This window comes from Bradyrhizobium tropiciagri (assembly GCF_001189845.1).
GTDB classification, from domain to species: Bacteria; Pseudomonadota; Alphaproteobacteria; order Rhizobiales; family Xanthobacteraceae; genus Bradyrhizobium; species Bradyrhizobium tropiciagri.
This window is the reverse complement of sequence record NZ_LFLZ01000009.1, coordinates 1-23,296: the sequence shown is the minus strand read 5'-3', so window position 1 is coordinate 23,296 and position 23,296 is coordinate 1. Positions and strand designations below refer to the sequence as shown.

The following is a 23,296-nucleotide window of genomic DNA, read 5'->3' as shown; positions in this document are numbered from 1 at the left end:
GGGGATCGCCGCGCCCCGAAGACCACCATTTGCAGGTGAGTGATGAGAAGATACAACGGGCTGGAGCCCGGCGACACGGTGCTCTACGCCGATCTCGACTACGATTCGATGCAGTATGCGATGAACGCGCTCGAGGTCCGGCGCGGGGTCGAGGTCGTCAAGTTCGACGTGCCGGAACCGGCGACCCGGCAATCCGTCCTGGACGCCTACGCCTGCGCACTCGAGGCAAACCCGAAAACCCGACTTTTGCTACTCACCCATGTCAGCAACCGGACGGGCCTCGCTATGCCGATCGCCGAGATAATCCGCATGGCAAAGGCCAAGAGCATCGACACCATCGTCGACGCGGCCCATTCTTGGGGACAGCTTGATTTCAAGGTAAGCGAGCTTGGGGCCGACTTCGTCGGCTTCAACTTGCATAAGTGGATCGGCGCGCCGCTTGGGGTCGGCTTCCTCTATATCAGGAAGGGCCGCCTAGCCGATATCGACCGCCACATGGGCGACGAGGCCTTCCCGGAGACCGACATCCGCTCGCGGGTGCACACCGGCACGGTCAATTTTGCCGCCGTGCTTACAGTGCCTACGGCAATCGCGCTGCACGAGGAGATCGGTGCGTCTGCGAAGCAGGGCCGTCTGCGATATTTAAGAGACTATTGGGTGCACCGCGTCCGGGCGTTCAAGAACATCGAGATCCTAACGCCGGACGAGGTTGGCCTCTACGGTGCCATTACGTCGTTCCGTCTTGCCGGCAAGACGAGCAAGGCCGATAATGACGCCATCGTGGCGGAGCTCAGGGACAGACACAAGGTGCTCACGGTGCGCCGGGCGGGTGTGGCCAAGGGAGAATGCATCCGTGTGACGCCGGCGCTCTGTACCAAGGAGGCGGATCTCGACCGGCTAGTCGATGCACTTGCGGTCGTAACCGGCACCAAGGCCGCCTGAGACGCGCCGTCCGTGAATAGGGCTGCCGCGTCACGGCCTGGGGAAGCTCACTGAGGCTGGAACGACCGGCCATTGTCCCAGCCGAGTTGAAGCGACTCCGACGGCGGCGCGTCGGTGCGATCAGGGCTCGAGATGGAGTTTCATCCCGCCCTTGCGCACGGCATCGGTGGTCCAATTGAGAAATCGAGACCGCAAATAGAAGCAATCGAACCCAAGAACCTCTCGGTTGGGGTACCTTGAGACGTCTTCGTGCCGCGCCGAGAGCGAGCGATCATCAGGTTTGATGAAATGGGCTTGCTGATTTCCTTACGCGCCAATCTTCGGTGTCGTACTTTTCCAACGGCAACTGCAATCTCTTGGCCCGTTCGTCGCGGTCTTTTCTTCGAAACTCCCGCTCGCGGCGCTCGAACTTGGCAAGCTCGTCATTCGCGGCTCGCATGAACTGAGCGTGCGAGGTACCTGCGCTTTGGGGGCGGGCGGACATATTTTTCTCCTGACAATCTGGTCAAAAACGCAAACCGAAATGCCGGCGACGGGCCAAGTTACATCATCTTGAGGACGCTGCGAAATGGCTGCGACCTGGACGAAATCACCACGATCAAAGCGTAGCGCAAATGCCTTGCAAAGCACGCCCAATCAACACGAAGTGTGGACTAGGAGAACGCGAAGCTTCGTACGATACGGACATATCCGGGCACGCGCATGTGATAACGGCGCCACAACGGTCGTGTAGTTGGCCGCCAACGACGAGCGGCGCGCGCAATCGGTGCGGCTGGGTGATAGCCAACCGATGACATCACTGCGCAGTTCGTCCCGCCACCAAATCGATCGGAAAACCCCAGCAATCTCAAGAGATAGCTGGTTTTGCTTTAGTTGGTTCGGCCAACCGATCAGTAACGGGAGCGGACATCCGCATGTCCTCTGCGCTGGCGCGCAAAGGCATACCGTGGGTTGACACCGCACCCTGCATTCGTGCCCGATGCCGTCGCTCTGCACTGGGCATAGGTCGCAAAGGAACAGTTACCGGGATAGCCCCAATGCCGGCCTTGCAGGCAGTACTTGAACTCTCGAGCGGAAGCAGGACTGGCACTTGCTGCAAAGCCCGCGATGGTGAGAATAAGCAGAAGCGATGATGCGGCAAAACGCATGACGATCTCCTTCGGCTTCAACTTTCGACAGTACCAAGTCAAGCTGTCAACTTCGGATTGGTTCCCTCGCGCTCAGTGAGACGGCCTACTTTGTGACCTCGTACTGCGCGGCGCCACCTTAAACTTCGTCCGCTCTCTCCCGAACGTGGCTGTCGCTAACCCTGCGACGCACGCGCTGCTCCGAAGCCCCCTTTCTATGTGTGGGTTCGACAATCGTGGGCGCGCAGATGCCGGTTGCTCGTGCGCTTCAACTTTTTGACGTGGACGGGGTTCAGAATGTGGCCCCATGGTCCAACTTCGGTTCCCGCTGCTTGTGCTGTATAGGTCGACCACATTGGTTGGGAATGGATTCATGACCTCCGCGGACAAATCGGTCGAGCCGTCAGGCGTCAAGGCGCTCTCGGGGACAGAGGTGCGTATGATGGCCGACGCGCGTAAAGCCGTGCTTGAGAGCGGGGATTGGCTAACCGCGGCACAGATCGCCGAGATGGCGGGATTTAGCGCCAGCAACCACAACGCCCAGCCGAACATGTGGAAGAAGGACGGGCAGACCTTCGCGTTGCGCCACCGCGGCGTGGACTACTTTCCGGGCTACGCCTTGGATCCTTCGACCGACTATCGGCCAGTCAAGGGCCTGGCGAGAGTGTTGGCGGTCTTTCGAGGACGGAAAGACGACTGGGGCCTCGCTTTCTGGTTCGCCTCGGTCAACGGCTCCCTTGGCGGGAAGCGACCGCAGGACTTGCTGATCGACCAGCCCGATCGCGTCGCCGCCGCGGCGGAAGATGATGTGGCCGGCGTGCTCCATGGCTGACAAGAGCAGCGCAGCAGTCGCGTGCGTCGACGCATTGAACCAGTTGATGCTGGGAAACGGCTGTCACCGTTTCAATCCGGTCAACGTCCGCTCATCGGCGTAAGGCTGCAGCAAGGCCACCCTGATGGTCTCGGGTTGACAGACGATGATGACCCGCTGTCGCGCGCGCGTAACCGCCGTGTAGAGCCGGGACGGATCGAGCAGCCGGCTCGGCGGTAGCGCGACGACGACGTAGTCAGCTTCCGAGCCCTGAGCGCGGTGGCAGGTGAGGGCGTAGCCGAGCGAGAGATCGACCAGGTCCTCCGCGGCGAACACATGCTCCTCGTCATCGAAGACGGTGACAAGCTGGCGTTCGGTCCTGTCGATCCGACGCACGGTGCCCATCGAGCCATTGAACAGGCCGCGCTTGTAGCAGTTGCGCCGGTGCACGATCGGCTCACCTGGCGAAAACAGGTCGCCGAGCGCCCCCTCAGCTCCTGTAGATCTTTCCTGCGCAGATATTCGTCGTGAAGACGCCGGTTGAGGCCTGCGACGCCGCATGGGCCGTCGTTGACCGGGGTGACGATCATGACGTCGTCGTCCCCCGAAAATTCGCGCCAGAGACTGACGATCTTGTCGGCGATCACCTCCCGTCCGGCGCAGCCGGCGAGTACGACGCCGGCGGCTCGGCCGATATGGTCCGGAAGCGCTGGCATCTCGCGCCGGCGTATCTGGGCGGCAACTTCGGGGATCGACGTGGTCGCCGCCTGGCGGTGCACGGTTGCGACTCCGGGGATCAGACTGATGATGCCGGGCTTCGACTTCAGGAAGTCAGGAACGGACGCCGCGCCAGATTCATCGTGCCGAGCCAGGGGGCGGCGCGCCTGGGCTGCAGTGCAGATATCTGTTTGGCGTCCAGTGCAACCATCGCGTTCAAAACCGGTGGCTGTGGTCTATTCTAAAGACTTTGAGACGCGCACGAGGTCTCACCTCAAGCGTATCGTAGATCTCGTTCAGCGTGATGGACGTTCCCAATGACGGGAGGGGGATTGCGACTTCAAACTCTTCGAACGTCTCCTCGGTCCATGTCACATCCTCCTGCCGTCTGTGAATTTTGACGAGGGCAATTCCCGACTCGATTTGCATTACCGTGTCGACGCTTTCTACGTCCTGGTATTCTCGCAATTTGGAGCAATGCTCGAAGACAGCAGTGTCCGGCGAGGAAACCTCCACAATAATCGTTGGTTTGGAAGCCGTCATTGCTGCCGCATTGGGCGGACCACAATCCACCACGACGTCCGGATATCGAATCGTAGTCGGCCCGGTTTGCACGGCCGTGTTGCTCGATGTGGTGCGCCATCCCTTCTGCTTTCCGGCGGGGACGAGTACCGTTTGAACGTTGCTGCAGATGATGTTGTGTGCTTCTTTCGCACCGGTCATGGCGTAGGCTACGCCGCCTACGAGTTCGTAGCGGCCCTCGACACCAGCGATGGCATCGAAAAAATCTTTAATTGTGAGTTTTTCGTGCTCAGGAACATCCATGACAAGTATCCGATGACGAGGTTCATCCAGACTATCCGTTGGGTGCCGCTAGGTCGAATGCCACTCACCGCAAACTGATCGTTCAGCGCTGATCGGCGTACGGCCGCTGCAAGGCGTCCTGCATTGTCTCCGGCTGCCCGACGATGATGACCTGCTGGCGGGCCCGCGTGGCCGCGGTGTAGAGCCAGGACGGATCGAGCAGCCGGCTCGGCGGCAGAGCGACACAGCACGCCAGCTGGAACTTTCCGATCTAGATCGGATACGGCGACTACCATAAAAGGTCCTGTAGTACGTCCGCAAAGCGCTGAAAAAGCTGTGTACGCGATGAAATGCGGCAGCCAAAGGCGCCGATCGCGGATCATAAGACGCCAGCTACTTTTGAAGAATTATCTATTGAGTAACAGGTGCGCGCCGAAGGTTATCGCGGTAACGAGCGCACGCCGTTCTGGACGACCAAACGGGAATGCGACGTCGCAGCAGAGCAGGGTGGCATCTACCGGGGGCGGCGGGTCTTCCACTTCCGCAACGATGTGAGGAGGTTCGACGTCGCGCCGTCGCTGGAATCTGGGCTTCTGGTGAAGCCAGCGACATTCATGGTGATGCCGCAGTATAAAAGATGGGTCACTCGAACATATGAAGTTTCGCGGCGTCGATCGAAAGTCTGCTACCCCAAGGCCATCGCGGCTTCAATTCGGCCGCCCAAATCGTTGACTTCCACTCTTCAGGGCCGCCAAACAAAACCATCATCAGAGGGTAGGCGACGCGCGCCTCCGGATAATTGATGACCCGCCGAATAGCGCGTCGATCGGTTCCGCTGAGCTCACCAGAGGACGCGTCGGGATGCGTGTGCCAATCGCCAATGTAGACCTGGGACCGTGCCGATTGATAGTAGTGGTCGGCGATCTGGGCGGCTTCCCATTCATGATCGTGCTCAAACGAGTACCGGCCGTGTATCGATGCCGGTCCTGGGCCGATGAGCCGGGTCACGACGACGGTATCCGCATCGCTCCAATATCCGACGAGCGTTCCACCCGTTTCCAATGGATAGTGGTAGCAGGCTTCTTCCTTGGCTGCGGCCAACGTTTTGTGCGACACCCATACGGTTACCACGTGCATGAGCACTTGGGATTGCGTGGCAATGCGTCGGTGCGCCAAGCCGGGACGCGGACGCCGTCCTCGTCCCGAAAACTCAACGTGTAGACGACCGATGACGAGGGGATGTTGTTGCGTCCAAAGAGCCCGATCACGACGCGCATCGCTTGGAGCGACAGTTCCTGGAGGTCGCAAAACGTACCAGAAAAAGTCCGCTCGGCGCATCCTGGAGGTTGGATTAATTCGCCCTCATCGAACATCCCTAGGGGAGCCGGAATAACGTTGGGCTCGTCCTTCCACGCGCATTCCAGGCAAACGTAGCACCCACTGTCGGGCACCGAAAGCACAACCGCTCCGCCGCCGAGAGTCGGACTGCCGAACAGCGTCAGGAGAGGCAAGGACCGCGATCGGGCAAAACCCTGGATCAGGGTTGTCGGTCCATACGCGGCGGTCGCATCGATCGCCAAATCCACCCCCTCGAGCGCCTTGTCTAGCGCAGTATCGTCGCCCATACAGGTTTGGGGCGAGTAGGTCCCGATGCAGTGAGGTATGTAGCTCACTTCGGTCGCAGGGTATTCACGCTCGATGAAATCCGCTAGGGCCTGCCCCTTCGGCAGCCCCCACGCTGAAGATCCCAACGGCCACCTGACCGTGTTGCCGGGTTCAACGATATCGTAGTCCATCAATGTTAGTTTGCGGATCCCGTTGCGCGCCAATTCGATTGCGAGCGGAGCGCCGATCGCACCCGTGCCCAGCAGCGCTACCGACTTCGTCGCGAGCGCTGCCGCCGCAGGAGCGCGCGAAATAATGTCGCTAGTACCGGCACGCAACGTTCTGATGACGAGCGAAAACGTTTCGGGAGCTTTTTTGCCGCGCGGAAGAGCCTTCTTTCGTGGATAAAATGCGGCGAGTTTTCCGTGCACAAGCACGAAGAGCCATGTCTCGCCGTCGTGCTTCCGGAACTCAGTTTCCGTGGGATATAACGTAGCAACGAGTTGCCCTCGGACCCCGGGAGCGACATCAAACGCTTGAGTCAGGTCGAAGCGTCCGTTCATGAATTCGCCCAGTCCCGAGCCTTGATCCACAATCCGCGGTGGCATCAACTGTTTGGGCGATCGGACCCAGGCAATATCCATCTTGCGGACCGTGCCTCGTAGCGCGCTGGGCATCGGCCCTTTCCAGGTCGCGATTTCCTTCCCTTCGGCGTCGAAAACACGCTCCACCAACGCACGAAGAACCGGTAGTCCGGAATCGTTGTCGGCGTGAGAGACATAGACGATCCTCAAGATGCCGGGACCTTTTGCGTCCAGGAGAGACCAGTCGGAATCGATGAGGCAGTACGATTCCGGCGGGGCCAGGGTGTTCCACCAGACCTCTGCCGGCTCGCCTTGCGGATCTTCCTCGCCTCCGGCCTCCATCGCCTTCTGCAACTGTTTTTTTAGCAATTCGGGCACGGTCCAGTCCGGCTGCCACTGGCGGGTATCGCGTCCCAAGAGGCAAAGATTTCCGTCGAGGGGCGAGCAGTGCCGCCCAGGGAAGAGCGCGGGATCGGTCAGGTTGATGTGCGGTCGCGCCTCCGGGTAGCCGTCCGGATAGATCGCATGAAGGGGAATCATACGATCGCCCAGCGGCCAATCGAACGTCAATTCCAGACGGCCGTCCGCGAGGACCATCTCGTCGACCTTCGGCGAAACGCCAGCCTTGGCAAAAGCCTCCAACTCCCACTGGTACCGTCCTGGATAGCGGCGGTCCCAGTGGGGTCGTGTTCTGTCCTGCTGTTCAGCAGAATCCTCTCGCATCAGCCGACGCGACGCGGCGGCGGACTTGGAGGCTGCGGCGGTCCTGGGGGCTTCGGCGGCGGGGGCGGAGGCTCGTGATGATGCGGGTGATGCGGCTCGTGCTCGTGGCGCTTCTCGGGCTCGTGATGTTCATCGGGACGGTGATGCTCGCGCCCACCGTCTTCCTTCCCGTGTCCTGACATTTGTCCTCCAGTGGTCCTTCCCCAATCGCAATGAGGTAAGTGCGTTTTTTACGATGTCAACGAGCATCGATCCTGTGGCACAACTCCGGGCCAGCAAATCGAGGCGATGGGCCTGTTATCAGGAATCGCCTTCTGCAGCGTAACCTCCCCCAGCAGAGGTCGCCGCCTTCGTTCTCATGCCTGGCAGTTGATGCCCCACAGAAGCCTTCAAGACGCACGTCAAGCATCAGGATCTCTCGCTCTGGGCGCGGATCCGGCGCTACCCCGCATTGCGAGGTCGCGCCGGCTGTGAGCCTGCCATATCGTTTTTCCTCTTATTTGTATGGTGACGCTGGTTCGCTTTTTCGCTTGCCGGTCTCTCCGGCGTTTTTCAGGTGTCTACGTCGATATCGTCAGCGTCGCATTCGGCGCCATATTTGACCTTAAGTTCGCCTATCAACCGATGGGCATCGGCCATTGACCCGGCGCGCTGGGATTTGGTGATTTGTAACCTCTGGCCGCCAGCTTGTTTCCAAAGCCACACATCGATTAGCTGGGTGTGACCATCGATCGTAAAAATGTGGACCTGAAGTCTCGGGAATTTGATTTCTGGATCGGAATAGTCCGTCTGTGGCATATGGCTCTCCCTGCGTGGCGAGTACCCAAGATAGTGCTCGTTAGGAGCGAGCGCTAGCGGTCCGGCTTCCGAGGCTTCAGTGCCTTCAGCTTCACCGAAGCCGATCAGTTCCGACCGGCTTCGCTTGAGGCGTGACGGCAATCCAGTTCGGATCCGAAAGCTGGACTTCAAACGATTGTCGCGTCCAAGTTTTTGGCAGGGTCAGATGGTCGCGCCCACAACCGCAACGCGTTGATGTCCATATGGCGGAAAGGCGCCGACGACCGCAGCCCTGACATCGGCAAGCTGCCACGAACCACGCCGCGTACGCGAAAACCAAGGGCACGCAGAACTGTAGTACGTCGATCATGAACGAAGGGCTCGACAGGCTTGCGATCGTGAACGCCCCGACCACCAGGATCGCGGCGAGTAAGTCACCGATAGTGCTCCATTTGCCGGCGTTGGTTTCACCGACCGCTGCAATCCGGACGGCGTTCAGGAAAGCGAGCAGGCCGAGAATGGCAGCCGTCATTAGCGCGATGCGTCCGCCGCCGACCAGCGTGCCGTTCCAAATCCGCGCGGCGATCTGGTCGACCGAGAACTCGTGGCGCAAGCCGTAGAGTATCTCCAAGATGATACGGGGAACTTGCGTGGCCAGACCCGCGACCAGAGCGTAGATGGGAACGAGCAGGGCGTACCGCCTAGCATCCAAAAGCAAGCCCAGTCCCAATCTTGCGAGATCGGCTCGGAGCACGGCGTACAGGAAGAGGCCGGAAGCGACGGTTAGGCCGAAATTCCAGGTCTCTCTCGATATGCCGAAAAATTCGCGCCAGCCGCTCGTCAGCAACAACGTGAGCGGCTGCAAGCCTGACATGACTAGCGGATAAAGGATCGCCGAAAGAAGGATGAGGTCCCGGCTCTTGATTACGCGGGCTCGGGCGGTCGGATTCGGATGTAGCCTGAAGAAATCGATGGAGGCATCGAACGGGCGGTACGCCGGCGACCGCTGAGCGGCGAAGACATCGGCCAAAGCATCCGTTCCGGCAAGTTGGGAGCCGCGGAAGTCGTGGACGTGCTCGCGACGAACGACGAAGTAGTATGAATAGACGAATACGATCGCGCTTGAGAGAAGCAGGACGGTGAACTGAGAGGACAGGCCTGCGTAGATGGTCCCGTCGAAGACCGGAACGAAGCCTCCGAAGGAAGGATGGCTGCCGATGCCCCGACGATCGATGAAGCCGAGCACCAGGCAGAATATCGCCGTCGACCATCCCAGCGTTCGAAAGTGCAGGAGCACGGCGCGTCGTGCCCAGATTTCAAGCCGGGTCTCGGCAAGTTCGAGGTGCGAGACTTCGTGCCCCAGCATGGCCTCGAAGGCGCTCGGTCGATCGCGCTGCCGGGTGCGCTGCTCGAGGCCGACGACTACCGCGTCGCCCGATGGCTTCACGCGTTCCCTCGCTTCCAACGCGTCACCATTCTTGGGTGTGTACAGGAGGCCTGGCGGCGAGAGCAGAGTCGAACGTGCAGCGACGCGCGCCAGGCCCGAGCGGATGGCATCGAAGGACGGGTTCGTGGCAGGCCGCTCGAGTTTCGACTCGGCGTTCGCTCCGCGACGCCACCGGTTCAGCGACGCAGCCACTATGACAACTGTGCCCAGAACGGTAAGGCCGATCATCGACACTACGACGTTCGGGTGAATGACGTCGCCCATGTACTATCGGGTATCCTTCCCACAATTTCGCGAGAAAGAGGTACTGCAGACAAATGGTTATAATAGTCGCCACTGCGGCCGGGCCGTCGGAAATGCCCAGGCGGCGCAGCAACCTCATCGGATGGATGGACTTCATTTTTTCGGGCCGACCTTGGCGTACAGCTTGGCGAAACCGGCCTCCAGTTTTGCCTTCTCGGCCGAGGAGAAGCGGCTCTTGTTAATCGCCGCAGTCACCTCTTTGCGAAGCTTCTCCACGTCGTCTTTGGTGGCACGGCGATCCAGTACCCGATCGAGGAGGGTGCCTACGGCTGTCTTCACCTTGCCCTTAACGACGTCCTTGGCCACGTCCCCGAGAAACGCCAGAAGAAACGGAGCGACCATTGCGGCGAAAGTTGCGACTTCAGCCCCGCCGATGAAGCGACCTTCGTCCTGTGCGTCTGCTCGATGCCATTCCTCCACCAGCGCATCGAAGCCATCCTCAACGACGAACGCGTCGTCCGGTTCGACTTCGGTGACGATGGCAAGAGCCCATTTCTTGAGGTTTTCGCGATTCACTTCCGTCATGATCTATCTCCACAGAAATGCGGTGCACGTGGGCACCGGTAATGGTCCGTCAGCATTTGTTGTTGGAGCTGCGGCGCCGCAATGCACAGTCAGGCGAATACATCCACTGTAACCGTCTCCATAAAGGAAGAATGTTGCTCAATTTTCGCTTGCAGTACAAGTTGTGTGCAATCTAAGTGAATTTATGGGCGCGCTGGAAGCCATGCCACGAAGTTCGGACGTGACCTGAGCTTTCATGGAGACTTGTGAAGGGCGTGGGGAACGTAGACGCATGGGCGTGCACAAGATTCGCTATGTAGTTCGGCCGCCTGGCGCCTGCCCGAAGGAGTTGCTCTCTGGAAAAGGTCCGGGCGGCGCGTGCGAGGTGGATACCGATTTCGTGGCGGCTTGCGCCATGGGAGAGCTCTTTCAGACCGGCGGCGGATCGAGCAGGCCATTGGCTCTGCTGTTCGAAGAACTTCTCGTTTCCGGCGGAAAAGAACTGATCTGGAAGGGCAAGGGGCCGGGGCGCGGCAAGGAGATGCGGCGCGCGTTTTCAGGGCTGTTCGGGCGATTTTTTGCCCGGGCCTACCTGAGCCGGTATCATGACTTCGCGTGGTTCATGCCGATCGACGGAGATCCGACGAACGTCTCGAAGCGTTTGCGCGTATCCCGACTTTCGGGACAAGGGACAGAGCTTCCGGATTGGATATGCGGCTCCGGATCCGGTCGAGTTGCGGTCGCCGAGGCCAAGGGCACCAGCCAGGCGTCAAACGGCACCGGCGCTGGGTTGCCCGGTCCCATAAGGACTGCCGACGGCCAACTGAAGGGCGTGGTGGTCGAGAGCTTGCGGAAAGTGGCTGGCGAGGAGCGCTGGACCGCCGTTCGCACAAAAGGGTGGGCGGTCATGTCGCGCTGGGGGGTCGAAATCCCACCACGCGACGCTTTCATCTACGTGCTGGATCCGGATACCCCGGGCGACCCCCCGTCGGCGCACGAACGGGACGATATGGTCCAGGATATTGCGCGTGCGCACGTCGCCTACCTTCTGGCCGGCATGGGGTTCAGCGAGATGGCATCGCAGCTTTTGGCGGAGCACGTCGCCGGCGGCAATAGGGCTCCCGAGGGAGCCTTCCTCGGGTCGGACGGCGAGGCCTCCGCCACCTTTCTGGGCGTACCAGTTGGGCCACTCGGCGTGTTGCCGTTCCCGCTTGATCGGGCTCGGACGCTCGCTCAAACGATGCCGGATTCGATCCGGTTCGTGGGTGTCGATGCGGATGTCATCCGAAGGGCGCTCGCCGGCCAGCGCCTCGACGCGAGGGCGCGCCGCAGCGAGGGACCAGTTCAGATCGGAGCGGACGGTCTCCTCTACGCTCCGATAGATCGGGTCACGCAGCGTTCGTGGACGATCTGACGGGTGGGTCCTCTGTCGGCATCCAACTCAGGAGCCCGCAAGCCTGGAACACCAACGGTTTAGTCCGGCAACGAGTCTAGCCTCGCTCAAGGATCGACAACGTCGCGGGATCCCTGCCGTCCTTATAGAAGGCGGCGATGGCCTCGCTGAAGATCGTCTGGGTGGAGACGGCGTCGAAGAGTGTCATGCTCGAGCGGAATTTAAGGTCGTCCGGAGATCCGAGTATTTCTGTAATCGACCTGTCGCTTGCCGCCAGCACCAGCCGGGTGCATTCGGTCAGGCGCGGTCCCAGCACCTGATGTCGCAGATAGGCGGCAGCTTCGGCTTGCGAGCCGATCGCGAAGCGCTGCGCCATGGTGCTGAAGCCGAGACCAGCCATCTGCGGGAAAATGAACCACATCCAGTGCGAGGTCTTCCGACCGCGCGATAGCTCCTGGACCACCCGCCGGTAGACCGGCTCCTGGGCGTCCACGAACCGCTGAAGTTCGAACGGATCGCTCACGCGTCAGCCCTTCCTGTCGGCCGCGAACGGCATGGCCGACCCGACTGGCCGGGGGCGGCAGCCGTCGTCCTTCTGCGTACGCGGTCCCGGCCTCGATGATTGTATCGCACGGTAACTGACCGCGATAGCGATCTCGACGGTTCAGCTTGCAAAGATCGCCGGGGAAGGTTTTGGAAAGCGCCGCAGCCCAATTACGGCGCGATCTGCTCGATTGCTTTTCGGACCTGGTCAACGTCCTCTTTCAGCGCGGTCGGCCGACCTGGGGCAAGTCCGAGTCCCACAAAACTGCCGGCATTCGGGATTCCGGCCGCAGGAAATTCATGGGAGACCCACCCGATCGCGGATGCTCGCATCCACACTGTTGCGCCTGACATCAGCGTGAACTGGGCGAACTGATCTCGTCCGGCGAGCTTGAGGACGTCGTCCACGGACTCCGTTACCGGCATCAGATTGGCGAAGATCCCGAGTACCTGCGTGACTGGCTTCTTGGGGCCGTTCGACGCCACCTCCGCCGGCAACGGGAAGAATATCTGCGGCGAGAGGCGGATCGCTTCTGCGCTGACAGTAAATTCGTTCGTCGGCAGGGCTACCACTGCGGTGATCCGCTTGGCGTCGAAGAAGACGGGAGCGCCCGCAATCGGCGTCAGCTGCGCGAGAGGCGATCCGGCGCATGCAGGTCCTGAGACAAGTACCGCGAAGCATACGCAAATAGCCGCAATAGACCGTTTCATCGATGTTCCTTCAAAAGTTCTCCTTGCTGGCGGCCGGCGAAATGTCATTTGAGCGCGGTCTCGACAAGGTTGGCCAATCTGGCGGCAGCCAACGCGGCCCGCGCCCGAGCCACGTTTTTCGCGTTCGTTTCGTAGTCCCGCGTCAGAAGCACCGGATTCTTTCCCGTGCTGACGGGCGGCATGTAAGCGTATTGCTTGGCTAGATCCACGCTCTCCTGAGCCCAGACGGCCGGATCGGCGATCTGGACCTCCGCCTGGCTGACGCCGACGCTGGACAGCCCATCCTTGTCGTCGGCATCGAAGACGGCTCCATACGGCGACGAATAGCCGCCGAAAATCGCGTCCCAGTAAGCGTGCAACGCCATGCTCCAGCCGCTCGCCGGGATCACGGACTCCGCGTTGCCGCCGGCGTCGCCGTCGGGGATCTGCATCGTGTACCGGGCTGCTGCGTGAAGTGGCTGATGGGCGTCGCCGACGAGGTGCAGTATCCAGACGAGATCGTAAGACCGGATGTCGTCGGACGCCCCCGAGTTTGCGGGCAAAGCGGCGATCATGACCTTCAGCTGAGTGACGAAATCGACCGGGTCCGTGGCAGGCAGGGACGTGCCATCCGGCGAGAAGTTCGTGTCCTTGAAATGCCAGTAGGCATGCTGGTTGTGGTCCGAGTAGCCGATGTTCTGGCCTGCCGTAGGGCTAGTGACCGCATCGCGCGTATAGCCGTATTCCTTGGTCTTGATGTCGTCGGTCCAGGTTGCGGCGTGAATGAAGGCGTACATCTTCGCCGTCCTGTCGTCGGACGCACCCGCCGACCACTTCGCGTAGTCCTTGTTGAGCCGCAGCAGGGCGTCCGCCTTGTCACGGACGGGGTCGGACAAGCGCTTGTACGCCAGGTAGGCGATCTGCATGTGCCCCTCGTCCCACCATGCGCGGGCAGGGGCCACGACGACGCCGAGAGCCGAGGCCAGAATACCGATCGAAACCGCGCGCCGCACCTGCAAGCCTCCGCTGTCGATTTACCAGAGGTTGCATTCAGCTCGGCCAATCTGTCAACGTGATGACAGGCCGATCGAGACGGTCGAGCCATCAGCATGCGATGGACGGATATTGGCGTCCATTGCCAACGAACGACCCAGCCCGTCACGTGAGAGTTTGGCGCGGCAGGCTAGGCCAAAGTACGTTTAGGCACCCTCTAAGCTGTTTAGATCTCGCACGCACGCCCTGGCGCGTTGACAGCGAAACGGTACCTGCTGGGCAAAGTGCGTCACTCAAATTGAACGCCGCTGTCCCACCACAGACACGGCCATTTCTCACCCTTGACGTTGAACCATTTTGTAGCTACAAAATAATCCGTGAAGATCATCTGGGACGAACCAAAACGGCTCGCCAATCTCGACAAACACGGGATGGATTTCGCTGATCTCAACGAGAAGTTCTTCGATACTGCCATCGTCCTGCAAGCCAAGCGAGACCGTTATCGCGCAATCGGCGTGAACATTCGCGGCGTCATTTCGGTGATCTTCGCGGTATACGGCAAGGAAGCCGTCAGCATCATCAGCATGCGCCCCGCCAGTAAGACAGAAAGGGAGCTCTATGAAGCGAACCGTCGCTAAGAAGCGCTATACGGCCAGCGATATGCGTGCTGTAAGCGATAACCCGGAATGGACTAAGGACGACTTTGCAAAAGCAAAGGCCTTCGACGAGGTCTTCCCAACGATGCGCAAGGGCCGCGGCCCCAATAAGGCGCCGACGAAGAAGCTGGTTTCGCTGCGGCTCAGTCCCGTTGTCCTGGATCATTTCAAGGCCGGCGGTCCTAATTGGCAGCGCAGAATTGACGAAGCGCTTGTGAAGATCGTCAAGCGAAAGGCCGGATAACCTCGTCGAGAGAGATCACATGCCGATTGACGTTCCGTCTGACGGCTTCCGAGTTACAAAATTATCGACCTTTTCGGATCGGCGCTCAGCCGGACTCATTTCAGTTCACCTGAGTCACCGTACCCTTGAACTTGAGGAACTCATGCTTGTCGCCGCCGTCTGTGATGTTGGTGTAGAAAACCATGTTCCCGTATCTTCGACGTGAACGACCGTCGTCTTGTCGCCTTCCGAAGCGAGGACACCCCGGCTTACCGAACATCGAACGCGATCGCCCTGCATACCGAGCCTGGTCGCGGTCATGGGACCGTACTCGAAGCCAATCGCGAGCCCGAGGCCGGTAATGTCAACCTTGTTGTGCTTCAGGCGCTCCAGGGCAAGGCCGAAGCTGCTGCGCAGGCCGCCGGCGCAGAGAGTGCCGGTCGAAACCGTATCCTGTTCGTATGTGGTATAGGCCGTTCCTTCCATGAGAAGGCCGTGGATGCAGTCCCCGATAAAGCGGATTCTGCGGCCCCCGAAATCGGAGGAAACGACCCGGTCAAGCTCCGACCGTATAACGTGGAAGCAGCGAACGACGTCAGCGGCGTTCTTGTCGATGTGCGTAGCCACGTATTTCGTAAACCCGTCCAGGTCGGCGTAGAGTGACACCGCCTCCATCCGCCGGGAATTACCGGGCGTAAGGACCGAGATGTCTAGGTTGCGCAGCGGCGGGGTAGGGCGGGTGAACTCGAAGGCTCCGATCGGATTGTCCTTGTTGTCTTGCCGCCATTCCTTGACGATCTCGTCCTTGCTCACATCGAGCTTGGCGATGTCTTGACAATGGGTGATTTGATCCGAGCTGAGGGGCGTCGTCCCTTCCTTTCCGGCCTCCGCTTCTTCGAGGCCGGCGGCCTTGCGGGCGTTGTTGGTGAGGAAGATGCCTTCGGCGCGCCAATTGGAGGCCAGCTTGGCGGCCAGATTCGCGGCTGAGCCGAGGAAGAGGGGCTCGCGGTTGCCGTTTCGACCGTTGTTGACCGCCAGCGTCAGCCCGCTATCGATGCCGATTCTGGTTTTAGCGTTCGGGATGTCCTCGTCATCGTCCCCGGTTTCGGCGAGCACGTCGATGATCAGCTTGCCAATGGCTACGGCGCGGCAGAGGCGCTTCTTCTCTTCGTCGGTCTCTTCTTCGTCTATCGATGCGTTTTGCCGAACACGACGTGGCCGGGCCCGACGGGAAAGCGGGTCCGGATGAAGTTGCCGACCAGGTCGCGCAGCGGATCGAATGCTTTGTCCTCCCGGCCGAACTCGAGCACCTGGTAGATGCGGCCGAACACGGCCTGCGGCCCTTCAGTACCGGCCCCGGAATACGGGTACGTGCGGCGCAGATTCTCGAGGAGATTTTCGATACCGGCCTGACCGTCGGCCAGGATGTCGAAGCCGGCGCCGCCGGCGACCCGCCATTCCTCGTCGGTGAGCCGCTTCAGGTTCGGCATGCGTCCGAGCGTGGCGACCGCCCCGAACAGATCGCAGGCGGCGATGGCAATGTACAGCGGCAAGGCATCCAGCAGCCCGCCTCGGACGGGCCCGTGGGTCAGGCGCTCGGTGACGTAGACCTCGAGCCCGGTGAGCGGCCGCGCGCCGGCCTCGGCTGCCAGGCGGGAGAGGCTCGGCAACACCGTACGGACGTGGTGGGACCAGTCGTGCAGCATGCTCCGGGTCCTGGACCGCTAACGTCAGCTGCCTTGAATCAGCTCGCCGGCGATCCGAAGACCGCCGGCGAAGAAAACTGTTCTACGGGCAACTTAGCTAGGTCAGAATGGACACGAGGACGCGTGGAATGGCCGACTTAGGCTGCATTTCACATTCTCACGGAGTCGTTTAGTGAGGGCAGTTGGCGTTGAACAGCACGCGTCGCACTTCATGCAGGTGCCGTTCCGAAGCAGCCCTAAACTTGCAGCGAAAGCCCTGAAAGGTGGTTTTCGGCGGGATGCACACCTAATTCCTCATCCAGATCGGTAAAGCATTGAAACTGCATAGAATATCCGCCCTCCGAGGGCGCCGAGACTCGCATGCGCTGTTGAAGGTTATTTGGCTGCGCATATTCGGCAATCATCGCGACCAGATGATGTGTGTCCCCATTGTGCCCCAGCGGCTTCTGGGCACGCGTTAAGGGAAAAAGGTTCGTAACCTATTGACTTGTTAGGAGTAATGGTGGACGCACAAGGGATCGAACCTTGGACCTCTCCCGTGTGAAGGGAACGCTCTCCCGCTGAGCTATGCGTCCGGGATATGACGTGCCAAACGGCCGATGCCGGCCGGTCGATAAAGGCGCTTCGTCAGAGCGTGCGATTTACGAAGTGCCGGGTAGGGGTGTCAAGCCAAACCCTGCGTAAATCAGGCGCCCTGCTGGCGGGCGCGAGAGGCGTGTGACTGCAGCGCCCGGATGCGTTCGGCGAGCGTGCCGCCGCCTTCGGGCATCCCGCTGCCCGGCGAGACGCCGTTTGCGGCACCGTTGGCGGGCTTGGCAGCGGGCTGCGAGGCGATCTTGGCCGGCACGTTCGGCTCCGCCGCCAGCATGGCCTCGATCGCCGAATTGGGGCCCTCGAGCTGGATCGCGAGCTTGGCCACTTCGGCCGCGATGTCGTTGATGCGCTCGCGCAGCAGCGCGTTCTCCATCCGCTCGGTCGCCCAGGAGCTCTCGGCCTGCTGCTGGATCGCGTTGATGTCGCGCTGCAGCTTGCCGCGTTCGTCGCGGGCTGTGCGCAGCTGCTCCTCGACCGCGGCCTTCTCCTGGCGCAGCTTCTCGAGCACGGACGATTTGCCGCCGCCCGCCGCGGCGATCTCCTCGCGCAGCTCCTGCACCGTCCGCTCGGCGGCGGCGTTGGCCTGCTTGAGCTGGCCGTTCTCGAATTCACGCTCGGCGAGCAGCTTGCCCTGGGTCGCAAGCCGTGTCTCGAGGTCGCTGACGCGGTTGCCGAGCATCTCGGCTTCCTTGACCTGGACGATCAGCTGGCGGTCGAGATCGGTGACGCGCTGGCTCAGGTTCTCGACCCGGCCGCGCGCATCGGTGAGATCGCGCGTCACGGTTTCCGACTGACTACGCTCCTGGGCGAGGCGGGCCTCGGTGGCCGCGAACTCCCTGGCGGCATCGCGACCCGGTTCTTCAACTCCTCGACCTGGGTCCGCACCGCGACCAGTTCGACCTGGCGGCTGTCGGCTGTCATCGAGCGGTCGCTGAGCTCGGCGTTGATCCTGCCAAGCTCGCCCTGCTTGTCGGTCAGCGCCTGCTCGGCGGTGCGCAGCAGCTCGGTCTTGGCGCCGAACTCCTCCTCGGTGGCGCGAAGCTGCTCCTTCATCGCCTTCTCGCGCGCCTCCATCGCGAAGATCGCGGCGTTCTTTTCGCCGAGCTCAATCTTCATGCGGTTGATCGCGTCGGTCTTCTTGCCGAGCTCGGCGAGCTGGCTCGTGGTCTTGCTCTTGAGCTGGTCGACGCTCATCTCGAGCCGACGGGCCGACATGGCGAATTCGGCGCGGAGCTGGTCCTTGTCGGCCTGGATCTCGGCCATCGACAGCGGGGTGGCCGCCTCCATCCGGCGCGTGGTCAGCCGTACCGCCCGGTTATGCACCAGGGGCACGATCATCAGGCCGCACAGCATCGAGATCAGGAAACCGATCGCCGCGTACATGATCGGCTCGATCATGAAGGGTCACTCCAAAGAAAGAAGGAATTTGTTAATCACAATGCCACGGCGGGCCGGCCAAAGGCCAGCCCGTTTGCCGCGTTAAGGTGAATCGCCAACAGTGCCGGAGCGCTTGGCGCAGTGACCCGTTCGAGGCTGCGACCTAGAACGGGTTCCAGGTCGCGCGCGGGGTGTATTTGAGATAGCCGACGCTGGCGCCGAGCCGCAGGCCGATGCCCGAGCGAATCGGGACCAGCACGATGTTGTTGGCGGTCAGCGCCGTCATGCCGAAGCCGCCGACGATATAGGCGGAGCCGTCGATGCCGACGAAGCGCTGGTAGATCGCCTGCGTCGAAGGCAGGTTGTAGACCAGCGTCATGGTGCGGGCGCCGTCGCCGCCCCAGTCGAAGCCGACCGAAGGACCCTGCCAATAGACCCTGAGGTCGCCGGCGTTCTTGGTGTAGAGCGTGCCTTCGCCGTAGCGCAGTCCGGCCACGAACGCGCCGGAGCCTTCCTCGCCGAGCACATAACCGTTGGGCAGACCCCATTGGCTGACCGCGCGCTCGATCACGGAGGCGAGCCCGCGCGAAACGTTGCCGAAGAACTTGTGGCCGGCGCCGACCAGCTCGTCGGGCCCGTAAGTATACGGGGTCGGTTCACGCTGCGGCGGCGGATATTGCGGTGGTGGGGGCTGCTGCGCGGACGCCCCTGCGCTCCAGCACATCAGCGCGGCAAACGCGACCGCGGCAAGGCGTGATGCGAAAGTCATTAAGAACCCCTGCTATCGAAATCCGAGCGTTGCCCTTTAACCTGATGCCAACAGGCACGGCTCTAGGTTGCGCCCAGTGTCCCCTCGACTCGGATGTTATCGGTATCAACTATGACGGCACAACGGCAGGAAAGATATGGATCGTGCCGGGGCATGGCGTTTTTCGGCCTGTTGGCGGGCATTTTGGCGGCTATCTGCCCTGCTTTGCCTGTTCAGGCCACCACGACCGAGCGCGTGGTGACGAACCGCTACTCTGGCCTTGCGATCGAAGGATTCGATCCGGTCGCCTATTTCACCGACGCCGCCGCCACCCAGGGGCGGCCGGAATTCGAGGCCGCCGAAAGCGGCGCGGTCTGGCGCTTCCGCAACGAAGGCAACCGCGCCTCGTTCGTGGCGCATCCTGAAATCTACGGTCCGCAGTTCGGCGGCTACGATCCGACCGATCTGGTGCGGGGCGTGACCTGCGCCGGCAATCCGCGATTCTGGGCGGTCGTCGGGAACAGGCTTTATCTGTTCAACCGGGAACGCAGCCGCGATGCCTTCGCCGCCGATCCCGCGCGCTTCCTGAAGGAAGCGCGGCACGCTGGCCGGGGCTGGAAGAGGATCTCGCGCAGTAGTCAGCTCTTTGTTTTGAGCATGATCTCCGCGCAAACGCGTTCCGCGTTTGTCGCGAGGGAAAACCGCTTCGCACTTTTCCGGATCATGCTTTAGGCTGCGGCGGGGTCGCCCCATGCAATGAATTCCGGCACCAGGAAGTCCTCGCGGCCGAGCCCGAAATGCAGGGGGTGCCCGTGCGAATCGGTCACCTTGCCGCCGGCCGCAACGACCACCGCGTGACCGGCCGCCACATCCCATTCGGATGTGGGGGAGAGGCGGGGATAGATATCGACCGCACCCTCGGCGACACGGCCGAACTTGACCGCCGATCCCAGCACGGCGCGGACCGCGCCGCCGCGTTCGTCGATGAAGGCCTCGGTGCGCGCATCACCGTGTGAACGGCTCACCGCGACGGTCCAGGGCGCGCCGCGTGGCGGGCAAGGACGGGACTTGATCGCCACCGCCTGCGAAGCCGCGCCGCCCTGCAACGTCAATCGCTCCGCGCCCTTGCCGACGATGCCGCGCCAGATCAATCCGAGCGCGGGTGCACCGACGATGCCGAGCAGCGGCACGCCGTGCGTGACCAGCGCCACATTGACGGTGAACTCATTCCGGCCGGCGACGAACTCCTTGGTGCCGTCGAGCGGATCGATCAGGAAGAAACTGTCCTTGTAGGGCGGCGTCGCCAGATGGACGCGCTCCTCCGACAGCAGCGACACATGCGGCGCCAGCCGCGTCAGCCCTTCGACGATGATATGGTCGGCGGCGAGATCGGCTTCGGTGACCGGCGAGCCGTCGCTCTTGCCGGTCACATTCATGGCGGAACGGTTGACCGCAAGAATCGCCTCGCCGGCGCGGATCACGAGCTCGGTCAGCTGGTCGAGCAGCGTGGCGGCCTTGTCGCAGTCGAGGGCGGGCGATTGTGCCTTATTCATGGGCGGCTCTCATATCCTGTTCGTCTTCCCCTGAGATCATGATGCCAGCCCCGCCGCAAGCTGGCAGCATCCGTCTGCCCGGTGTATCAAGCCGACAGGCATGCGTGATTCGCACTCCTCGGTCGGCGTGCGGCTTTCCAGGAAACAATTGATGTCTGGCACTTCGTCTCCCGGTCCCGCTCCCGATGCGCTCGAGCTCGCGGCGCTGTTGTGCTCGCGGGTCTGTCACGATCTCATCAGTCCGGTCGGCGCGATCGTCAATGGGCTTGAGGTCCTTGACGACAATCCGAAGCCCGAAGATCGCGACTTCGCGCTCGATCTGATCCGCAAGAGTGCCAAGACTGCTTCGGCGCGGCTGCAGTTCTGCCGGCTGGCATTCGGCGCCGCCGGTTCCTCCGGCGCGCAGATCGACCTCGGCGATGCCCAGAACATGGCGAAGGGGCACATCGAGGACGGCAAGGTGACGCTGACCTGGAATTTGCCGCGGCTGCTGCTGCCCAAGAATCGCGTCAAGCTGCTGCTCAACATGCTGGTCATTGCGCAGCAGACCATCCCGCGCGGCGGCACGCTCACCATCGATCCGGTCGGTGAGGGCGAGACCATGAGTTTCCGCATCACGGCCGCGGGTCTCAATGCACGCGTGCCGCAGAACATCGTCGATATCCTCAACGGGACGTCGGCGAACACGGTCGATGCGCATGCGGTTCAGCCATACTACACGCGCCTGCTGGCGGAAGCCTGCGGGCTGAAGGTGACGCTCGCGCTCGATGGCGACAAGGTCATTATCGCAGCGTCCTGAACGCGGCCGCGGGAACATCATTAATCAAAGGTTACGACGGGCCGCGCGATTCGATCGCGCGGCCTTATCTCTTTGTTGATCCCGTTCTTTTCCATTTACTCAACCAAACTTAAACGCTTTGCGGAGAAGCTGACCCAAGTTCCGTCAGGCGCGTGGATGTCGCGCGCCGCAGCGTTTTCGGCGTTTTTCGAAGGTTGGTTTCATGGACGATCTGTTGCGCGAGTTCCTGACGGAGAGCAGCGAGAGCCTGGATACGGTCGACAACCAGCTGGTGCAGTTCGAGCAGGATCCGAACAACGCGAAGATCCTGGACAACATTTTCCGCCTTGTACACACCATCAAGGGGACCTGCGGCTTCTTAGGATTGCCGCGGCTGGAAGCGCTGGCGCATGCCGGCGAGACCTTGATGGGCAAATTCCGCGACGCATGCCGGTGAAGGCGGAAGCCGTGACGCTGATCCTGTCCTCGATCGACCGCATCAAGGAGATCCTGGGCGGGCTCGAGGCGACCGAGGCCGAGCCCGAAGGCAACGACCGCGATCTGATCGATCAGCTGGAAGCGATGGTCGAGCACGGCATGGCCGCGATGACTGCCGGCGAGGCTGCTGAAGAAGATGTGCCGGTCGTCGAATCTCCGTCCGTGCAGGCTGATATGACCGAAGGCACGCTGGTGGTGCAGACGCTGGAGCGTCCCTTGCGTCCAGGCGAGGTCTCGCTCGACGAGCTCGAGCGCGCCTTCCGCGAGACCGAGACTGAAGTGGCAGCGCCTCCGCCCGCCGCGAAGGCCGTTGCAGCCGCTGCGCCCGCCACCGAGCCGGCCGAGGTTGCGAAGAAGCCGGCCCGCAAGGCCGCCGCCGAGGATGTCCAGGAAGGCGACAAGATCGCCAACCAGTCGATCCGCGTCAACGTCGACACCCTCGAACACCTCATGACCATGGTCTCCGAGCTGGTCTTGACCCGCAACCAGCTTTTGGAGATCTCCCGCCGCAACGAGGACACCGAGTTCAAGGTGCCGCTGCAGCGGCTCTCCAACGTCACCGCCGAGCTGCAGGAAGGCGTCATGAAGACGCGGATGCAGCCGATCGGCAATGCCTGGCAGAAGCTGCCGCGCATCGTCCGCGACCTCTCCGGCGAACTCGGCAAGCAGATCGAGCTGGAGATGCACGGCGCCGACACCGAGCTCGACCGCCAGGTGCTCGACCTGATCAAGGATCCGTTGACGCACATGGTGCGCAACTCCGCCGATCATGGGCTGGAGACCACCGCCGAGCGCCTCGCCGCCGGCAAGGGAGAGCAAGGCACCATTCGCCTCTCCGCCTATCACGAAGGCGGCCACATCATCATCTGCATCGCCGACAATGGGAGAGGGCTCAACACCGAGCGGATCAAGGCCAAGGCGCTCCAGAACGCTCTCGTCACCGAGGCTGAGCTGGAGAAGATGACCGAGGCCCAGATCCACAAGTTCATCTTCGCGCCGGGCTTCTCGACCGCAGCGCAAGTGACCTCGGTGTCCGGCCGCGGCGTCGGCATGGACGTGGTGCGCACCAATATCGACCAGATCGGCGGCACCATCGACATCAAGAGCGTGGCCGGCGAGGGCGCTTCGGTCACCATCAAGATCCCGCTGACTCTGGCGATCGTCTCGGCGTTGATCGTGGAAGCCGGCGGCGACCGCTTT

The 23,296-nt window shown here is 61.7% G+C and carries 23 protein-coding genes, 1 tRNA gene and 3 pseudogenes; 9 read left to right on the top strand and 18 right to left on the bottom strand.

Annotated elements, in window-relative coordinates; genetic code table 11:
- Positions 1–42: 42 nt before the first annotated feature.
- A complete protein-coding gene (locus tag AKN84_RS09950) occupies positions 43–942 on the top strand; it encodes an aminotransferase class V-fold PLP-dependent enzyme (protein ID WP_244485002.1) in 900 nt (299 codons plus the stop codon).
- A gap of 274 nt (positions 943–1,216) precedes the next feature.
- Here the strand turns inward: AKN84_RS09950 and AKN84_RS09945 are convergent, their stop codons facing one another.
- Together AKN84_RS09945 and AKN84_RS44790 are read right to left on the bottom strand one after the other, a co-directional pair.
- Positions 1,217–1,426 (bottom strand): hypothetical protein, encoded by a 210-nt coding sequence (locus AKN84_RS09945; protein ID WP_050420539.1) that lies wholly within the window; start codon positions 1,424–1,426, stop codon positions 1,217–1,219.
- A 406-nt stretch (positions 1,427–1,832) separates the two neighbouring features.
- On the bottom strand, positions 1,833–2,090 hold the full coding sequence (locus AKN84_RS44790) for a DUF3551 domain-containing protein (protein WP_128970595.1): 258 nt from the start codon (positions 2,088–2,090) through the stop codon (positions 1,833–1,835).
- Between the two features lie 352 nt (positions 2,091–2,442).
- Between AKN84_RS44790 and AKN84_RS09940 the strand changes: the two genes are divergently transcribed.
- Positions 2,443–2,901 carry a hypothetical protein gene (locus AKN84_RS09940; RefSeq protein ID WP_193399640.1) on the top strand — a complete coding sequence of 153 codons (459 nt, stop codon included), beginning with the start codon at positions 2,443–2,445 and terminating at the stop codon, positions 2,899–2,901.
- A gap of 63 nt (positions 2,902–2,964) precedes the next feature.
- On the opposite strand, the gene AKN84_RS48835 is transcribed toward AKN84_RS09940, so the two are convergent.
- A complete protein-coding gene (locus tag AKN84_RS48835) occupies positions 2,965–3,330 on the bottom strand; it encodes an ATP-dependent DNA helicase (protein WP_050420538.1) in 366 nt (121 codons plus the stop codon).
- 77 nt (positions 3,331–3,407) lie between these two features.
- On the opposite strand from AKN84_RS48835, the gene AKN84_RS48830 reads away from it, so the two are divergent.
- Entirely contained in the window at positions 3,408–3,842 is a 435-nt protein-coding gene (locus tag AKN84_RS48830; RefSeq protein ID WP_050420537.1) for a hypothetical protein, read from the top strand.
- On the opposite strand, the gene AKN84_RS09925 is transcribed toward AKN84_RS48830, so the two are convergent.
- The 6 genes from AKN84_RS09925 to AKN84_RS09900 all read right to left on the bottom strand — a co-directional run bounded on the left by AKN84_RS09925 (position 3,814) and on the right by AKN84_RS09900 (position 10,365).
- Positions 3,814–4,422 (bottom strand): Uma2 family endonuclease, encoded by a 609-nt coding sequence (locus tag AKN84_RS09925; RefSeq protein ID WP_050420536.1) that lies wholly within the window; start codon positions 4,420–4,422, stop codon positions 3,814–3,816. The genes AKN84_RS48830 and AKN84_RS09925 overlap by 29 nt on opposite strands.
- A 621-nt stretch (positions 4,423–5,043) precedes the next feature.
- Entirely contained in the window at positions 5,044–5,502 is a 459-nt protein-coding gene (locus tag AKN84_RS09920) for a Mov34/MPN/PAD-1 family protein (RefSeq protein WP_157863269.1), read from the bottom strand.
- 23 nt (positions 5,503–5,525) lie between these two features.
- Positions 5,526–7,232 carry a ThiF family adenylyltransferase gene (locus tag AKN84_RS09915; RefSeq protein ID WP_162240860.1) on the bottom strand — a complete coding sequence of 569 codons (1,707 nt, stop codon included), beginning with the start codon at positions 7,230–7,232 and terminating at the stop codon, positions 5,526–5,528.
- Positions 7,233–7,865: 633 nt separating this feature from the next.
- Positions 7,866–8,111 (bottom strand): hypothetical protein, encoded by a 246-nt coding sequence (locus AKN84_RS09910; protein ID WP_050420533.1) that lies wholly within the window; start codon positions 8,109–8,111, stop codon positions 7,866–7,868.
- A gap of 91 nt (positions 8,112–8,202) precedes the next feature.
- Positions 8,203–9,801: a hypothetical protein gene (locus tag AKN84_RS09905; RefSeq protein ID WP_050420532.1), complete on the bottom strand. Its 1,599-nt coding sequence runs from the start codon at positions 9,799–9,801 to the stop codon at positions 8,203–8,205.
- A 132-nt stretch (positions 9,802–9,933) separates the two neighbouring features.
- On the bottom strand, positions 9,934–10,365 hold the full coding sequence (locus AKN84_RS09900; RefSeq protein WP_050420531.1) for a hypothetical protein: 432 nt from the start codon (positions 10,363–10,365) through the stop codon (positions 9,934–9,936).
- Between the two features lie 271 nt (positions 10,366–10,636).
- On the opposite strand from AKN84_RS09900, the gene AKN84_RS09895 reads away from it, so the two are divergent.
- A complete protein-coding gene (locus AKN84_RS09895) occupies positions 10,637–11,758 on the top strand; it encodes a hypothetical protein (protein WP_050420530.1) in 1,122 nt (373 codons plus the stop codon).
- 76 nt (positions 11,759–11,834) lie between these two features.
- Here the strand turns inward: AKN84_RS09895 and AKN84_RS09890 are convergent, their stop codons facing one another.
- From AKN84_RS09890 to AKN84_RS09880, 3 genes are all read right to left on the bottom strand, one after another.
- Complete coding sequence (locus AKN84_RS09890) at positions 11,835–12,260, bottom strand: DUF1810 domain-containing protein (RefSeq protein ID WP_050420529.1); 426 nt, start codon at positions 12,258–12,260, stop codon at positions 11,835–11,837.
- Between the two features lie 191 nt (positions 12,261–12,451).
- A complete protein-coding gene (locus AKN84_RS09885) occupies positions 12,452–12,991 on the bottom strand; it encodes a hypothetical protein (protein WP_050420528.1) in 540 nt (179 codons plus the stop codon).
- 44 nt (positions 12,992–13,035) lie between these two features.
- Positions 13,036–13,983 carry a S1/P1 nuclease gene (locus tag AKN84_RS09880; RefSeq protein WP_050420641.1) on the bottom strand — a complete coding sequence of 316 codons (948 nt, stop codon included), beginning with the start codon at positions 13,981–13,983 and terminating at the stop codon, positions 13,036–13,038.
- Between the two features lie 357 nt (positions 13,984–14,340).
- Between AKN84_RS09880 and AKN84_RS09875 the strand changes: the two genes are divergently transcribed.
- Together AKN84_RS09875 and AKN84_RS09870 are read left to right on the top strand one after the other, a co-directional pair.
- Positions 14,341–14,601, top strand: coding sequence for a BrnT family toxin (locus tag AKN84_RS09875; RefSeq protein WP_050420527.1), 261 nt, complete (start codon positions 14,341–14,343; stop codon positions 14,599–14,601).
- On the top strand, positions 14,582–14,863 hold the full coding sequence (locus tag AKN84_RS09870) for a BrnA antitoxin family protein (RefSeq protein WP_050420526.1): 282 nt from the start codon (positions 14,582–14,584) through the stop codon (positions 14,861–14,863). The genes AKN84_RS09875 and AKN84_RS09870 overlap by 20 nt, the downstream gene beginning before the upstream one ends.
- Positions 14,864–14,977: 114 nt before the next feature.
- Here the strand turns inward: AKN84_RS09870 and AKN84_RS09865 are convergent, their stop codons facing one another.
- The 5 genes and pseudogenes from AKN84_RS09865 to AKN84_RS09845 form a co-directional block, all read right to left on the bottom strand.
- Positions 14,978–15,958: a nucleotidyl cyclase domain-containing protein gene (locus tag AKN84_RS09865; protein WP_050420525.1), complete on the bottom strand. Its 981-nt coding sequence runs from the start codon at positions 15,956–15,958 to the stop codon at positions 14,978–14,980.
- Between the two features lie 71 nt (positions 15,959–16,029).
- Positions 16,030–16,548: a hypothetical protein gene (locus AKN84_RS09860; protein ID WP_050420524.1), complete on the bottom strand. Its 519-nt coding sequence runs from the start codon at positions 16,546–16,548 to the stop codon at positions 16,030–16,032.
- Positions 16,549–17,048: 500 nt separating this feature from the next.
- Positions 17,049–17,123: transfer RNA gene (locus AKN84_RS09855), tRNA-Val, on the bottom strand.
- A 110-nt stretch (positions 17,124–17,233) separates the two neighbouring features.
- Positions 17,234–18,540, bottom strand: a pseudogene (locus AKN84_RS09850) (hypothetical protein).
- A gap of 142 nt (positions 18,541–18,682) precedes the next feature.
- A complete protein-coding gene (locus tag AKN84_RS09845) occupies positions 18,683–19,288 on the bottom strand; it encodes a DUF1134 domain-containing protein (protein WP_050420523.1) in 606 nt (201 codons plus the stop codon).
- Positions 19,289–19,441: 153 nt separating this feature from the next.
- On the opposite strand from AKN84_RS09845, the pseudogene AKN84_RS09840 reads away from it, so the two are divergent.
- Positions 19,442–19,905 (top strand): annotated as a pseudogene (locus AKN84_RS09840) (YHS domain-containing (seleno)protein).
- 90 nt (positions 19,906–19,995) lie between these two features.
- On the opposite strand, the gene cysQ reads toward AKN84_RS09840, so the two are convergent.
- Complete coding sequence (gene cysQ, locus AKN84_RS09835; RefSeq protein ID WP_050420522.1) at positions 19,996–20,820, bottom strand: 3'(2'),5'-bisphosphate nucleotidase CysQ; 825 nt, start codon at positions 20,818–20,820, stop codon at positions 19,996–19,998.
- 151 nt (positions 20,821–20,971) lie between these two features.
- Here cysQ and chpT point away from each other — a divergent pair, with 151 nt between their 5' ends.
- Both chpT and AKN84_RS09825 read left to right on the top strand, forming a co-directional pair.
- Positions 20,972–21,619, top strand: a complete 648-nt coding sequence (gene chpT / locus AKN84_RS09830; RefSeq protein WP_050420640.1) for a histidine phosphotransferase ChpT — start codon at positions 20,972–20,974, stop codon at positions 21,617–21,619.
- Between the two features lie 202 nt (positions 21,620–21,821).
- Positions 21,822–23,296: pseudogene (locus AKN84_RS09825) on the top strand (chemotaxis protein CheA); the annotation flags it as partial.